The 13,792-nt window shown below is 59.1% G+C and carries 16 protein-coding genes; 11 read left to right on the forward strand and 5 right to left on the reverse strand.

The window, feature by feature from the left end; translation table 11 throughout:
- Positions 1-79: 79 nt before the first annotated feature.
- Positions 80-670, reverse strand: coding sequence for a cysteine hydrolase family protein (locus ABJ99_RS10225; protein WP_054085707.1), 591 nt, complete (start codon positions 668-670; stop codon positions 80-82).
- A 249-nt stretch (positions 671-919) separates the two neighbouring features.
- On the opposite strand from ABJ99_RS10225, the gene prmB reads away from it, so the two are divergent.
- On the forward strand, positions 920-1,828 hold the full coding sequence (gene prmB, locus ABJ99_RS10230; RefSeq protein WP_054085708.1) for a 50S ribosomal protein L3 N(5)-glutamine methyltransferase: 909 nt from the start codon (positions 920-922) through the stop codon (positions 1,826-1,828).
- Between the two features lie 105 nt (positions 1,829-1,933).
- Here prmB and ABJ99_RS10235 read toward each other — a convergent pair whose 3' ends face one another.
- Positions 1,934-2,737, reverse strand: coding sequence for a hypothetical protein (locus tag ABJ99_RS10235; RefSeq protein ID WP_080378091.1), 804 nt, complete (start codon positions 2,735-2,737; stop codon positions 1,934-1,936).
- An 88-nt stretch (positions 2,738-2,825) separates the two neighbouring features.
- On the reverse strand, positions 2,826-3,833 hold the full coding sequence (locus tag ABJ99_RS10240) for an alpha/beta hydrolase (protein WP_054085709.1): 1,008 nt from the start codon (positions 3,831-3,833) through the stop codon (positions 2,826-2,828).
- A 141-nt stretch (positions 3,834-3,974) separates the two neighbouring features.
- On the opposite strand from ABJ99_RS10240, the gene aroC reads away from it, so the two are divergent.
- The 6 genes from aroC (at position 3,975) to ABJ99_RS10270 (ending at position 9,269) form a co-directional block, all read left to right on the forward strand.
- Complete coding sequence (gene aroC / locus ABJ99_RS10245; RefSeq protein WP_054085710.1) at positions 3,975-5,066, forward strand: chorismate synthase; 1,092 nt, start codon at positions 3,975-3,977, stop codon at positions 5,064-5,066.
- Between the two features lie 30 nt (positions 5,067-5,096).
- Positions 5,097-6,260, forward strand: a complete 1,164-nt coding sequence (locus ABJ99_RS10250; RefSeq protein ID WP_080378092.1) for an MFS transporter — start codon at positions 5,097-5,099, stop codon at positions 6,258-6,260.
- On the forward strand, positions 6,257-6,874 hold the full coding sequence (locus tag ABJ99_RS10255) for a methylthioribulose 1-phosphate dehydratase (RefSeq protein WP_054085712.1): 618 nt from the start codon (positions 6,257-6,259) through the stop codon (positions 6,872-6,874). Before ABJ99_RS10250 ends, ABJ99_RS10255 begins: the two co-directional genes overlap by 4 nt.
- A gap of 77 nt (positions 6,875-6,951) precedes the next feature.
- On the forward strand, positions 6,952-7,497 hold the full coding sequence (locus ABJ99_RS10260; protein ID WP_054085713.1) for a 1,2-dihydroxy-3-keto-5-methylthiopentene dioxygenase: 546 nt from the start codon (positions 6,952-6,954) through the stop codon (positions 7,495-7,497).
- Between the two features lie 16 nt (positions 7,498-7,513).
- On the forward strand, positions 7,514-8,197 hold the full coding sequence (gene mtnC, locus ABJ99_RS10265; RefSeq protein WP_054085714.1) for an acireductone synthase: 684 nt from the start codon (positions 7,514-7,516) through the stop codon (positions 8,195-8,197).
- A 349-nt stretch (positions 8,198-8,546) separates the two neighbouring features.
- Complete coding sequence (locus tag ABJ99_RS10270) at positions 8,547-9,269, forward strand: helix-turn-helix transcriptional regulator (protein WP_054085715.1); 723 nt, start codon at positions 8,547-8,549, stop codon at positions 9,267-9,269.
- 119 nt (positions 9,270-9,388) lie between these two features.
- Here ABJ99_RS10270 and ABJ99_RS10275 read toward each other — a convergent pair whose 3' ends face one another.
- Positions 9,389-9,667 carry a DUF3509 domain-containing protein gene (locus ABJ99_RS10275; protein WP_054085716.1) on the reverse strand — a complete coding sequence of 93 codons (279 nt, stop codon included), beginning with the start codon at positions 9,665-9,667 and terminating at the stop codon, positions 9,389-9,391.
- A gap of 346 nt (positions 9,668-10,013) precedes the next feature.
- Between ABJ99_RS10275 and ABJ99_RS10280 the strand changes: the two genes are divergently transcribed.
- Complete coding sequence (locus ABJ99_RS10280; RefSeq protein ID WP_054085717.1) at positions 10,014-10,559, forward strand: ankyrin repeat domain-containing protein; 546 nt, start codon at positions 10,014-10,016, stop codon at positions 10,557-10,559.
- A gap of 131 nt (positions 10,560-10,690) precedes the next feature.
- Positions 10,691-11,209: a hypothetical protein gene (locus ABJ99_RS10285; protein WP_054085718.1), complete on the forward strand. Its 519-nt coding sequence runs from the start codon at positions 10,691-10,693 to the stop codon at positions 11,207-11,209.
- Here the strand turns inward: ABJ99_RS10285 and ABJ99_RS10290 are convergent.
- Positions 11,206-12,132, reverse strand: a complete 927-nt coding sequence (locus tag ABJ99_RS10290) for a ZIP family metal transporter (RefSeq protein ID WP_054085719.1) — start codon at positions 12,130-12,132, stop codon at positions 11,206-11,208. The genes ABJ99_RS10285 and ABJ99_RS10290 overlap by 4 nt on opposite strands.
- 167 nt (positions 12,133-12,299) lie before the next feature.
- Between ABJ99_RS10290 and ABJ99_RS10295 the strand changes: the two genes are divergently transcribed.
- Entirely contained in the window at positions 12,300-12,491 is a 192-nt protein-coding gene (locus ABJ99_RS10295) for a PLDc N-terminal domain-containing protein (RefSeq protein WP_007252184.1), read from the forward strand.
- 198 nt (positions 12,492-12,689) lie between these two features.
- Entirely contained in the window at positions 12,690-13,550 is an 861-nt protein-coding gene (gene speE, locus ABJ99_RS10300) for a polyamine aminopropyltransferase (protein ID WP_054085720.1), read from the forward strand.
- The last annotated feature ends 242 nt before the right edge of the window (positions 13,551-13,792 follow it).

Below are 13,792 nucleotides of genomic sequence, written 5' to 3' on the forward strand. Positions count from 1 at the left end.
TTTTCCTCAGCAGGTATCGGCTCGATAAATGTCGGCGCTGTGGCCTGGGCAAGAGCGTTTTTTCGCCCTCTCGAAACAGTCAGATCAGGTCTTTGGTCAGGGCCAGGGTCGCGAAGTTGTCGGCCATGATTGCCATCTCGGTTCTGTGTACCACGTGAGCACTGACCACGCCATGCTGGCTCGGCAGGTCGCGGGTTGCGCAGGCGTCGTCGACCAGTGTGCAGCGATAGCCATAATCCTTGGTCGCGCGAACGGTGGTGCTGATACTGGAATGGCTCATGAACCCGCAGACGATCAGGTCCAGATGACCCAGACTTTGCAGCAGTTCGTGCAAACCGGTGCCGTTGAAGGCATTGGGCAGGCGTTTTTCGATCAGATGCTCATCGCCCTGCGGCAGCAGTTCCGGAACCAGTTGCCCGCGCTCGCCCTGCGGGTCGAACAGGCCGCCCACGGTGCCCAGATGACGGACATGAACGATCGGGCATTTGACCGCACGCGCCTTGGCCACCAGCAGACCGATATTGGCCAGGGCTTCGTCGACACCGGTCAGGGCCAGCGGGCCGCTGAGGTATTCTTTCTGTGCGTCGATGATGATCAGCGTCGCGTTGCTCAGGTTGGCATGCGCATGCACACGGCCGCTGAGTTGGAACATGGTCTTTAAATCGGACATTCGCGGGCTCCGTTGAGTGGGGCTTTTGCGACATTGTCCTCTGGCTGAGCCGTTCTGGGAATGGCAACCATCGAAAGCCCCGGTTTTTATGGCCTGCAGGGCAGGTGAAGGGCATGCTGGATGGCTGTTTGCCTTGATGGCGGTAGCCGAATCGTGGAAACTTCCACGCCTGTCGGGTACGAAGAGTGCGACGTTGTTCGGAACCAGGCCTTTCATAATGGCTCGTCGTTTTTTCCAAGGAGTTTGTTCATGATCACTTCCCGTTTGCGTACCGTGCGCGACCATATCCGTTGGGCCGTCAGCCGCTTTCACCAGGAAGACGTGTTTTTCGGTCATGGCACAGACAACGCCTGGGACGAAGCGCGGCAACTGGTGCTGGGCGCTCTGCACTTGCCGTGGGAAGTTGCTGACAGCTATCTGGACTGCCGCCTGGAGATCGACGAAATTTCCGAATTGCAGCGCCTGATCAGGCGCCGCATCGATGAGCGCGTGCCGACGCCTTACCTGCTCGGCGAGGCGTGGTTCTGCGGTATGTCGTTCATTGTCGATGACCGCGTGCTGATCCCGCGTTCACCGATTGCCGAGCTGATCGAAGAGCGTTTCGCGCCCTGGCTGGCCAGCGAACCTGAGCGAATTCTGGACCTGTGCACCGGCTCGGGCTGCATAGGTATTGCCTGTGCCGACGAATTTCCTGAAGCCGAAGTGGCCCTGGCCGATCTCTCCTACGACGCGCTGGAAGTGGCCAACCAGAACATCGAGCGCCACGGTATGGAAGATCGGGTCTACACCGTTCAGGGCGATGGTTTCGACGGCCTGCCGGGGCAGCGCTTCGACCTGATCGTCTCCAACCCGCCTTACGTGGATGCCGAAGATTTTGCCGACATGCCGGACGAGTATCAGCACGAACCCGAGCTGGCGCTGGCCTGCGGCAGCGATGGCCTGAATCTGGTACGTCGCATGCTGGCGCAGGCTGCCGATCATCTGACCGAGAAGGGTCTGCTGATCGTCGAAGTGGGCAATAGTCAGGTTCACGTGCAGGCGCTTTACCCCGAGGTCGATTTTGCCTGGCTGGACTTCAAGCGCGGCGGCCACGGCGTGTTCATGCTCTCGGCCGAGCAGTGCCGTGCCCATCAGGCTGTGTTTCAGGCGCGAGTCTGAGGCGAGGTTGTAACGGGGCTGGCATCAGCCCTCGTTATTTTGCTGGCAAACGGCCTAGGGTCTGTTCCCGTTTCATCGCGGCTCGTGATGAAACGGGAACAGACTCTAGCGGTGGGTGGCGATCCAGATCAGTAGCCCCGCCTGAAACACCGCGAAGGTCACCAGGCAGGCAATCGTGAAGCGCAGACTGGCGTCCTCGCGCTTGTATTTGCCAACCCGCTCTTCGTGCTGGCGAATGGTCACTTCCTGTTCGATCATGCTTTTCTCAGCCTTCTCCAGCATCTGCGATGCTTCGAGAATCTCGACGATCTGCACTTTGTCGTTGTTCCAGGTGCTGTGCAAGTTGCCGACGTGCACGTCTTTGATACTGCCTTTCATGTGCTGAGCGTCGGCGTAGACGACCTCAAAGCCCAAGGTGCGCAGAAAGTGATCACGGCGCAGGCGGGTGTCTTCATTCAGGCCGTCCTTGCTGGCGAGGGCCACTCCCTCGATTTTGTAGGACGACCAGCGCTTTTGCGCCCAATGCACCGCGTGAGCGATCAGGAAACGGCCGATACCCCGATTCCAGGGCTCGATCTGCAAGCCCGGCTGCGGACCGAAGCGTACCGTGTGCGTCACGTGGTCGGCCCAGACATCCAGATTGTTCTGTTCCTTGCGCACTCGCTGGCCAGGCAGTTGAACGTTGATGCGCAGCAGACTCAGCTCCTTGCTGTGTCGCTCGGCACGCCCGAATTGTACAAAGCGCAACGGTCGGCCACCCGTGCTCCGGTCAGTCGGCTGTGGCGCCAGACGCAACATTTGAAAGCTTTCGGGCAGGACGTCATCCCACGGCTGCGGTGCTGGCGGAACTTCAGCTTCGGCGCTGGCGGGGTCTGCAATGGATTCGGTCATGATATTCGCGCCAGTCATTAACAATGGTCCTTGGCCATGTGTAGCAAACATAAAGCCGTCAAACAGCTATCGGCCGGATTGCCCGCGACTGAAGGGCGGATGACCGTCAGTTTTTCTTGCCAGCCTCCGACAGCGCCTTGATGAAGCGCAGGATGCGTGATGTCACTTCTTTGGCCAGCGGCTGGGTCGGATTGCGGTAGGACAGCAGCTGTTGCTGCAGGTCGTCGGGCACGATGCGCAGCACATGGTTCATGCCGTCGATCAGTGCCAGCTCCGCATCAGGCTTGGCTTTTTGCAACAGCAGCGCGTCGCCCACGCCGACCTGGATGTCATTGCGCCCCTGAACGATCAGTGCCGGAATTTTAACTGCGCCGAAGGCAGCGGCCGGGTCCTGGCGGAACAGCGAGATCAGGTACGGCTGGACACTGGGGCGGAACACCACCTCCAACTCGGGCGGCACGTTGTCGTCGGTCTTGCCGGCTTTGAGTTCGTCGAGCAATTGATTACTGCGCTGCAACAATTCCGGGGGCAAACGCTCCTGGAACTGTTCACGCAGCACCTGATCCACCGGCCGTCCGGTGCCGGCCACGGAAATCAGTGCCGCTGCGCCGACTTTTTCAGCCGCCAGTGTGGCGACCAGTGCGCCCTCGCTGTGCCCCAGCAGGATCAACTGGCCCAGGCGCGGGTTGGCTTTCAGGGCTCTGGCCCAGAGCTGCACGTCGGCGACGTAGCGCTCGACACTCAGGTTGCGCTCATCCGGCGTGACCGCCTTGCTGGCCGCCACACCACGTTTGTCATAACGCACGCTGGCAATATTGTGAGTGGCCAGAATCACCGCCAGGCGCTTCATGCTGTCATTGCGGCCACCTTCGGGATTGTTACCATCGCGGTCGGTGGGGCCGGAGCCGGCGATGATCAGGACCACCGGCACCGGTTTATCCGAGCGCGGCATCATCAGCGTGCCGTAGAGCTTGCCGTTTTCAGTGTCGACGCTGACCTGGCGTTGCACCGCACTCGGCGCAGCAGCGCTGGCGGTGGCAGCGAAAAGGATCAGCGGCAGGGCCAGCAGGCGCAGCAGGTGTGCAGCTCGAAACAGGGAAATACCGGATAACATCGCAAGGCCATCATGGGAGGGGTCTCGCTTGGACGCACGCGGTCACAGAAGGTTCGAGGATGAACTGAACCGCGAGCCTGCGTATACTGGCGCGCTTGATTCAATGATCTGGTTTTTTGGCTGATTTCTCGGAGCGCCCGCATGTCCGGCAACACTTTCGGCAAGCTGTTCACTGTCACCACCGCCGGCGAGAGCCACGGCCCGGCGCTGGTCGCTATCGTCGACGGCTGCCCGCCGGGGCTGGAGCTTGACCTGCACGACCTGCAGCGTGACCTTGACCGGCGCAAGCCCGGCACCAGCCGTCACACTACGCAGCGTCAGGAGGCCGACGAGGTCGAAATCCTTTCAGGCGTCTTCGAGGGCAAGACCACTGGCGCTTCCATTGGCCTGCTGATCCGCAATACCGATCAGAAGTCCAAGGACTACTCTGCCATCAAGGACCTGTTCCGGCCGGCCCATGCCGATTACACCTACCACCACAAGTACGGCATTCGTGATTACCGTGGCGGCGGCCGCAGTTCTGCGCGCGAAACCGCCATGCGCGTCGCTGCCGGTGCCATCGCCAAGAAGTATCTGGCCACCCAGGGCATTGTGATTCGCGGTTACATGAGTCAGCTCGGCCCGATCCAGATCCCGTTCAAGACCTGGGATTCGGTTGAAGACAACGCCTTTTTCTGCCCTGATCCCGACAAGGTGCCTGAGCTGGAAGCCTACATGGACCAACTGCGTCGCGATCAGGACTCGGTCGGTGCGAAAATCACCGTGGTCGCTGAAGGCGTGATGCCAGGCTTGGGTGAGCCGATCTTTGATCGCCTGGACGCCGAACTCGCCCATGCACTGATGAGCATCAACGCGGTGAAGGGCGTAGAGATCGGTGCGGGTTTCGACTGTGTCGCCCAGCGCGGCACCGAGCACCGCGACGAGATGACGCCGCAGGGCTTTGTGTCGAATCAGGCGGGCGGCATTCTCGGTGGTATTTCCTCCGGCCAGCCGATCATTGCGCATCTGGCCCTCAAGCCAACGTCCAGTATTACAACGCCGGGGCGCTCCATCGACGTCAATGGCAATGCCGCCGACGTGATCACCAAGGGTCGACATGACCCCTGCGTCGGCATCCGCGCCACGCCGATTGCCGAGGCGATGATGGCTATCGTCTTGCTCGATCACCTGCTGCGTCATCGCGGGCAGAATGCCGATGTCAGTGTCAACACGCCCGTGCTGGCGCAGTTGTAATGAGCGCTGTCACGGTTGCGGTTCGCTAGCGTGACGGCACTTCCCGACAGGCAGCTTCCGTGTTGGCGGCTGTCCGGCTTCTACGTGTGTTATTTCGCATTGCTTGGCGCGGTCGCGCCCTTCATGGCGCTGTACCTCCACCACCTGGGCTTTTCCAGTGCACGCATTGGCGAACTGATCGCGATCCCGATGCTGATGCGCTGCATTGCGCCGAATATCTGGGGCTGGCTGGGTGATTACAGCGGACGACGGCTGACCATCGTGCGCTTCGGCTCGATCTGCACGTTACTGGCGTTTTCGCTGGTGCTGATCGACAAAAGCTACGCCTGGCTGGCGATGGTCATGGCGCTGTATGCGTTTTTCTGGCACGCCATCCTGCCGCAATTCGAAGTCATCACCCTGGCGCATTTGCGCGGACAGACCTCGCGCTACAGCCAGATCCGGTTGTGGGGGTCGATCGGTTTCATTCTGGCAGTGGTGGTGCTGGGCCGCGTCTTCGAACGCTTCAGTCTCGACCTGTTTCCGTACATTCTGCTGGCCATCATGCTCGGTATCGCCGTCAGCAGCTGGTGGCTGCCCAATGCCCGGCCGCTGGTCTCGCCACACGAGGCAGAGGCGGGTGGCTTTCTCAGGCAACTGACCCGACCCGGCGTGCTGGCGTTTTATATAAGCGTAGCGCTGATGGTCCTCAGCCATGGTCCGTATTACACCTTTCTGACCTTGCACCTCGAAGCGCTGGGCTACAGCCGTGGTCTGATCGGCATGCTATGGGCTGTCGGGGTGGTGGCTGAAGTGCTGATGTTCATGTTGATGAGCCGCATTTTGCAGCGTTTCTCCGTGCGTCAGGTGCTGCTCACCAGTTTTCTGCTGGCGGCGCTGCGCTGGCTGCTGCTGGGCATGTTCGCCGATTATCTGGGTGTGCTGCTGATTGTCCAGTTGATGCATGCTGCAACATTCGGCAGTTTTCACGCGGCTGCCATCCATTTCGTGCAACGTCGCTTCGGCTCGCGACAGCAAGGTCAGGGGCAGGCGTTATATGCAGCGTTGTCTGGCGTGGGCGGTACGGTGGGTGCGCTGTACTCCGGTTATAGCTGGAGCGTGCTGGGGCCGACCTGGACGTTTGCCATCGCCAGCCTTGCCGCCCTCGCAGCAGCCGTCATGATTGTTACAGCCAAGAAAGAGGAAGGTGTATGAGCCGCGAACAATTGAGCCTGGAAATCATCGAAGCCGGGCGCTTCCTGTACGGCCGTGGCTGGTCGCCTGCCACCAGCAGCAACTACTCGGTGCGTCTGTCTGCCAGCGAAGCGCTGTTGACCGTGTCCGGCAAGCACAAAGGGCAATTGGGCGTCGACGACGTGCTGGCCACCGATCTGGCGGGAAACAGCCTGGAACCGGGCAAAAAGCCGTCCGCAGAAACCCTGCTGCACACCCAGTTGTATCGCTGCAGGCCACAGGTTGGCGCGGTGCTGCACACGCATTCGGTGAATGCGACAGTGCTGTCGCGGCTGACCGCCGTTGATCATCTGGTGTTCGAAGACTACGAGCTGCAAAAAGCCTTTCAGGGCGTGGTGACTCATGAGTCGCGCGTGGTCGTGCCGATTTTCGACAATGATCAGGACATTGCCCGTCTGGCCGCGAAGGTGCAGCCTTGGCTGGACGACCACCCCGACTGCGCCGGTTATCTGATTCGCGGCCACGGTCTCTACACCTGGGGGGCGAAGATGAGCGACGCATTACGGCAGATCGAAGCGTTCGAGTTCCTGTTCGAATGCGAATTGAAAATGCGCACGGTGATAAACCATCAATGACTCAGCACTAAACAGCGTGTATGCCTGACCGGCCTGTAAAAGCCGGAAGGCGTTGCCCCAAACCGAGGATTCATGCCATGAGCAGCCTGTCCGTCTATCACGTTTCAAGCCCTGATATTCCCAACAAGGTGCTGACCCACCTGGAAGACATCGCGTCGACGTTGGCCGAGCACGGCGTTGCGTTCGACCGCTGGGAGGCTGCCACGCCGATCACGCCGGGTGCCAGCCAGGAAGAGGTCATCAACGCCTATCGCACGCAAATCGACAGGCTGATGACCGAGCGCGGTTATGTCACCGTCGACGTCATCAGCCTCAACAGCGATCACCCGCAGAAAGCCGAATTGCGCGCGAAGTTCCTCGAAGAACATCGACACGCCGAGGATGAAGTGCGTTTTTTCGTCGCCGGCCGCGGGCTGTTCACGCTGCATATCGACGACTATGTGTATGCCGTGCTGTGCGAAAAGAACGACCTGATCTCTGTACCCGCCGGGACCCGGCACTGGTTCGACATGGGTGAACATCCGCATTTCGTCGCCATTCGCCTGTTCAACAACCCTGAGGGCTGGGTGGCCAATTTTACCGGTGAAGACATTGCTGGCCGTTTCCCTCGGCTGGAAGACTGACAGGAGCCCGATTCTGATGCCCATCAAAGCCATTCTCACGGATATCGAAGGCACGACCAGTGCAGTGAGCTTCGTTTTCGAGGTGCTGTTTCCGTTTGCCCGAAAGCATCTGCCGGACTTCGTTCGTCAGCATGCCGACCAGCCTGCAGTGGCCACGCAACTGCACGCCGTTCGCGAACAAAGCGGCGAGCCTGACGCCGATGTCGAGCGGGTCATTGCGATTCTGCTGGAGTGGATTGCCGAAGACCGCAAGGCGACGCCGCTCAAGGCCTTGCAGGGCATGGTCTGGGAGCAGGGCTACAACGCCGGGCTACTCAAGGGCCATGTTTATCCGGACGCCGTTGCGGCGCTCAAACGCTGGCATCAGGACGGTTATAAACTTTACGTTTATTCGTCAGGCTCGATTCAGGCCCAGCAACTGATCTTCGGTTGTTCCGAGGCGGGCGATCTTTCCGGCCTGTTCAGCGGCTACTTCGACACCACCTCGGGCTCCAAGCGTGAGGCGCAGTCCTACCTGGTGATTGCAGCTGCGACCGGTTTCGCCGCGCAGGACATTCTGTTTTTGTCGGATATCGTCGAAGAGCTGGATGCCGCTCAGGCTGCCGGGATGGCAACCTGCGGTCTGACGCGTGACGGTGGCACACTGGCAGGTCATGAAAACGTGGCCAGCTTTGCGTTTATCGATCCTGCTGCTTTTTAGGGTCTGTTCCCGTTTCATCGCGNTGAAACGGGAACAGACCCTAGGTCTGTTCCCTGGCTGGGCGCTCATTCTGAATCCAGCCGACTCTCGTGCCAGCGCTCGCGTTGGCTTGCATCTCGAGACGCTCTGCGTCACCGATCTACAGCCCTGCATGCCTCCTGGTTCACAGGCTGCACGCCATTTTCTGTAAGCAGCGTCCTGCTTTTCAGTGGGACGCTGCCCGTTTAAAAGTGCTCTGTTTCTGTTTGTTTTGGCTGCCGTTTTTCTACGCGATTAATCGTGTAAGTTCCTTGCCATTGTCCCCGGGGCCACACTTGCGCCTATTCCGGGGCGCACAGGAGCGGTGGTCATGGGCAGTGTAATTGCAGAGAGCGCAACGAAAGATCTATTGATACAACAGATGGTCAATACGATTACCGAGCTCGACGGGCAAACAGCAGTCGAAAATGCCCTTGAATGGTTGCGGCGTGAATGTGATTGCGAACGGGCGATGTTCTATCAATTCAAAGGGCCGTTGCTGCTGACGTTCATTACCTCGAATGTCGACGACATCTGGGGCAAGGCCTATCGGCATCATGAACTGATCACTCAGGACCCGGTCATTCGGTACTACCGCAACCACCTCGGGTTCATGAACTGGCAGGATGCATTTCGCTTGTACCCTTTGTCAGCCTGTTACGACGAAGCGGTCGAGGCCAGTGAGTTGTTGCCAGCCATTTCCTATGGGTACACCAGTCACTGCCGCGGCACGGAGAGCGTGACGTCGGTCTGTACCCTGGCAGAAGTGGAAAGGCCGATCAACGCTGAACAAAAGTATCTGGTCAGCAGTCTGATGCCGGTCATGCACAGTGTTGCGAGAGGGCTGAAGTTCTGTTCTCGAGGCTTGACCCATCGAGAGCTGGAAACGTTGCAGTGGGCCAGAGACGGAAAAACCGCCTGGGAAATCTCGGTGATCCGCGACGTTTCAGAAGCCACGGTCAAATATCACCTCAAGGCCATTTACGCCAAGTTGGGTGTTGCGAACAGGGCTCAGGCGGTCGGTGAAGCCTTGTGTCGCGGGCTGATCCGGTAGTTCCAGCGTCTCCGAACAAGCATAAAAAAGCCGCGAAAACAGTGAGTAATCGCGGCAAACAAGGGATGAGAGAGCGTACGACGGCTCGCCGCCCCGACGGGGGCGGCGAGTCAAGCGGATCAGCGCGTATGGTAAGTCGGCAGATCGAAGCGGTGCTGGCTTTGCAGCATCGAAATAGCTGGCAGCTCGCTGGCTTGTGCAGCGAGGTCACGGCGAATTGCGCTAATAACCCATTCCAGTTGGACCGGTGTGTGCAGTTGCGCATAAGACACGGAGCGACGGATCTGTTTGCCTTCGTCATTACGCAGCGACACCAGAACACCGCCATCCGGGCGAGGCTGAGTGGTCACGGTGTAGTCGGAAAATACGGAAGCGAATTTTTCTTGAATAAAAGTCATGTCTAGCGGCTCCATTGCTCATGGGATAACAAGCTTGCTAGTAGTAGTGCAGTGTCTGTGCCAGTATTTGCACTGAAATTAATTCTTTTAAAAACAATGACTTATAGTATTTTAATTTTTTGAGGCTCGTGCATTTTGCATGAACGCCTGTCGTGCACACTGCATTTTGCGGGTTCTGAGCTGATAACGATCGGGCATAACGGCGTACTGAAGCACTTTCAGTCGTTTTCACCGGGCTGACGTCGATCGAAGAGGTTGATCGAACAGCAGGCGAGACTTGTGGTCATTGTGTTACCTCTACCGGGAGCATTGGATTCCCGGATGACCGTGTGCCAAGGAGTGATCAATGACCGATTCAGATACCCGCCCAGCGAAGACAATGACCGAGGAAGAGGCCGCAGAGTTTGCCGAGCAGGTCTTCGATGTGGCTCGCCAAGGCAATGCCACCATGCTGGAGCGCCTTCTTGAGAAAGGCCTGCCTGCGGATTTGCGCAATCACAAGGGCGACACCTTGCTGATGCTGGCCAGCTATCACAGCCATCAGGATGCGGTCCGGGTATTGCTCAGTCACGGCGCCGATCCGGAAATTCGCAACGACAATGGCCAAAGCCCGATTGCCGGTGCGGCGTTCAAGGGCGATCTGGCGGTTGTCAAATTGCTGGTCGAAGCGGGTGCCGATGTAGAAGCCGCTGCTGCCGACGGCCGCACGGCATTGATGATGGCGGCCATGTTCAACCGTAGCGAGATCGTCGACTATCTGATCAGCAAGGGCGCTGACCCGCATGTCAGTGATGCCAAGGGCATCACCGCGCTGGGCGCCGCGCAGGCGATGGGGGCGACCATTACCGCCGAGCAATTGACCAAGCTGGGCGTGCAGGCGGCAAGGGCCTGAGATCAGCGTCACCGCAGGACATCCGGCCCAGACATAGCCAGACGACATAGGTCCAGACATAGATAGAGGCGCGGAGGATTTACCGTTATCCTTCGCGCCTCTTTTTTTGCCCGTCAGCAGGATCGTCCCCCATGAAAGACTCACTGGTCGAATTAATCAGCAAAGTCAGTTCCGGTTGTATGGCGGATGACGAGATCGCACGTATCGCCGATGAGGCCGCTCAGGCTTATGCCGACCCGCAGGCTTTTCTGGCGGCGAACCCTGATATCAATTACGACGACAGCTTTCCGATCTCGCTGGGCGAGTGGGTCGTGGTCGGCAGTCTTCCGGAAACCGTGCTGTTTCAGGCGGACAGCTACATGGATCTGTTCGAACAGATCGTTCAGTCATTCGGCAAGGACGTGACGTTCAACATCAAATCCAGGCAACTGGCCAAGGTGGAACCGCTGGTTGCGCTCAATCGCATTCAGATTCAGCTGAGCAGCATGAGCAAGGACCTGGGCGGTTACGTCTTGATGGATTTCAGCCAGCCACTGGATGACGAACTGCAAGCTGTGTTGGTCTATGGCCGTGACGAGGCGCGTGTGCTTGAACTCGCTGCGTCGGCGGGCATTCACGCCGCACCGTCGCTGCAAGCGTTGCGCGGCTAGCCCAGCGCAGTGTCCAGAAACATCATCACCGCGAAGCCGCCCATCAGCCCTAATGTCGCCGAGGTCTGATGGCCGTTGCGATGGGTTTCCGGGATGACTTCATGGGACACAACAAAAATCATCGCGCCAGCGGCCAGGCCCATACTCACCGGGTAGGCAATTGCAAACCCGCTGGAAATGCCCAGCCCTATGAGTGCCCCCAGCGGTTCCATGAGGCCGGAACCAATCGCGACCAGCATCGCCTTGAAGGCCGACAGTCCCGTGGCGCGCAGGGCCAGCGCAATGGCCAGGCCTTCCGGAATGTCCTGGATCGCAATGGCTGTGGTCAACGGCAAGCCGACATTCAGGTCGCCGCTGGCGAAGCTGACACCGATGGCCATGCCTTCGGGCAGGTTATGCAGCGTGATTGCCAGCACGAACAGCCATACCCGGTTGATGCGTTCCGAATGCGGCCCCTGACGGCCGACACTCTCATGCTCATGCGGGGTAAACCTGTCCAGCCCCAGCATCAGCAGCACGCCCAGCCCCAGGCCGGTCACTACCGTTGCCGCTGCGAACGGGCCGCTGCCGGTGATCTCCCTGGCAGCTTCCAGCCCTGGCAGAATCAGCGAGAACGAGCTGGCAGCCAGCATCATCCCGGCGGCAAAACCGAGCATGATGTCCTGAGCGCGTTGCGACACATCGCGCAAGGCCACTGCAAGGACCGCCCCGAGCGCAGTAGCCATAAAGCCCGCGATCCCGCCCAGCAGGGCATGATTGAAGTTGACCTGGTTGGTGCTGTAGAACGCGTTATACAGGCTGACGCCACCCAGACCCACGACCGACAGAATAGCGATCGCGAACCCTAGGCTGACCAGCGGGCTGGTCTGGAAGTGGGAGAGCCAGGTCCCCCGTGACGTTCCGGGCTGTGCAGGTGATGACATACGGCGACGTACCTTTCTTTTCAATGACTGGACTGATGGCTGAGCGGGGCTGACGACACAAAAAATCGCCTCCCGCTTCGGAGCCCGAGAATATACGGTTGGTTCAATGGAACCCCCGAACGGTGCGACTATCCTAGGAAGGTAAGCATCCACTAAGGGGCAACACCATGGGTTCGTCATTCAATGGCCTGGTCGGTCTGATTATTCTGGCGCTCGATATCTGGGCCATTATCAATGTCTTGAAAAGCAACGCCGAGACCGGGAAGAAAATTCTCTGGGTGTTGTTGATTGTGCTGTTGCCGGTGCTGGGTCTGATCATCTGGGCGATTCTGGGGCCGCGCGGCAACGTGCGTATCTGAGACCTCTGAAGCTCGACAATAACGCCTGATTACCCGTGTAGTCAGGCGTTTTTCGTTTCCGAACCCAGGCTTTTTCAAGGCGTGCGAACGGCTCAGGCTGCAGAGAGGTTCGACCTGTCATCTTCCTCGACGTAGAATGCGCGCCTTTGTTGTGGGCGGTCGGCCGTCCTGTCATCAGTACCCAGCGGGAGCTTACCCATGAGCGATTATCAGGAAACGTTGTACGAAGGCTACGGCCAGCGCTTTCGTATCGAAAAAATGCTGCACGAAGTTCGCACCGACCACCAGCATCTGGTGATTTTCCAGAACCCGCGCATGGGGCGCGTCATGGCGCTGGACGGCGTTATCCAGACCACCGAAGCGGATGAATTCATCTACCACGAGATGCTCACTCACGTGCCGATCCTGGCGCACGGGGCAGCCAAGCGCGTGCTGATCATCGGCGGTGGCGACGGCGGCATGCTGCGCGAGGTCGCCAAGCACCTGACCGTCGAACACATCACCATGGTCGAGATCGACGCGACAGTGGTCGAAATGTGCAAAGAGTTTCTGCCCAATCACTCCAGCGGGGCTTTCGAGGATTCGCGTCTGAATCTGGTCATCGACGATGGCATGCGCTTCGTGGCAACCACCGAAGAGAAGTTCGACGTGATCATCTCTGACTCCACCGATCCCATCGGACCGGGTGAAGTCCTGTTTTCGGAAAACTTCTATCAGGCCTGCCATCGCTGCCTGAACGAAGGCGGCATTCTGGTCACCCAGAACGGTACGCCTTTCATGCAATTGAGCGGTGTACAGACCACCGCCGGGCGCATGCACGGTCTGTTTGCCGACTGGCATTTCTATCAGGCGGCCATCCCGACCTATATTGGTGGTGCGATGACCTTTGCTTGGGGCGCGACCGACAAAACCTATCGCAAGCTGCCACTGGAAACCCTGCGCCAGCGGTTTTCGGGCAGCGGTATTGTTACGCGCTATTACAATCCTGAAGTCCATATCGGTTCGTTCGCATTGCCACAATACGTGCTCAAGGCTGTGAGCAAAGCCAGCAACGACTGACAGCACCGGCGTGACGTCGCAGGCCCGCGTGTCTGCGCATCATCGCACGGGTGCTGAAGCGGGGCGCTCGCGACAGAAATTTCACACGTTTTGCCGCACAATTGCGCGCGAAACTGAACAGGCACGCGCCTTCATGGGCTGACCTGGCCCCAGGTCACCCGCAATCAAGTAATATCTGCGCCCTGCCGCACGCCGCTGCTCCCCAGAGGAGGGCGGTGCTGCACACTGAACCTACCCCTGAA

The sequence above is a fragment of the Pseudomonas syringae pv. cilantro genome (assembly GCF_001293775.1).
GTDB lineage: Bacteria > Pseudomonadota > Gammaproteobacteria > Pseudomonadales > Pseudomonadaceae > Aquipseudomonas > Aquipseudomonas syringae_P.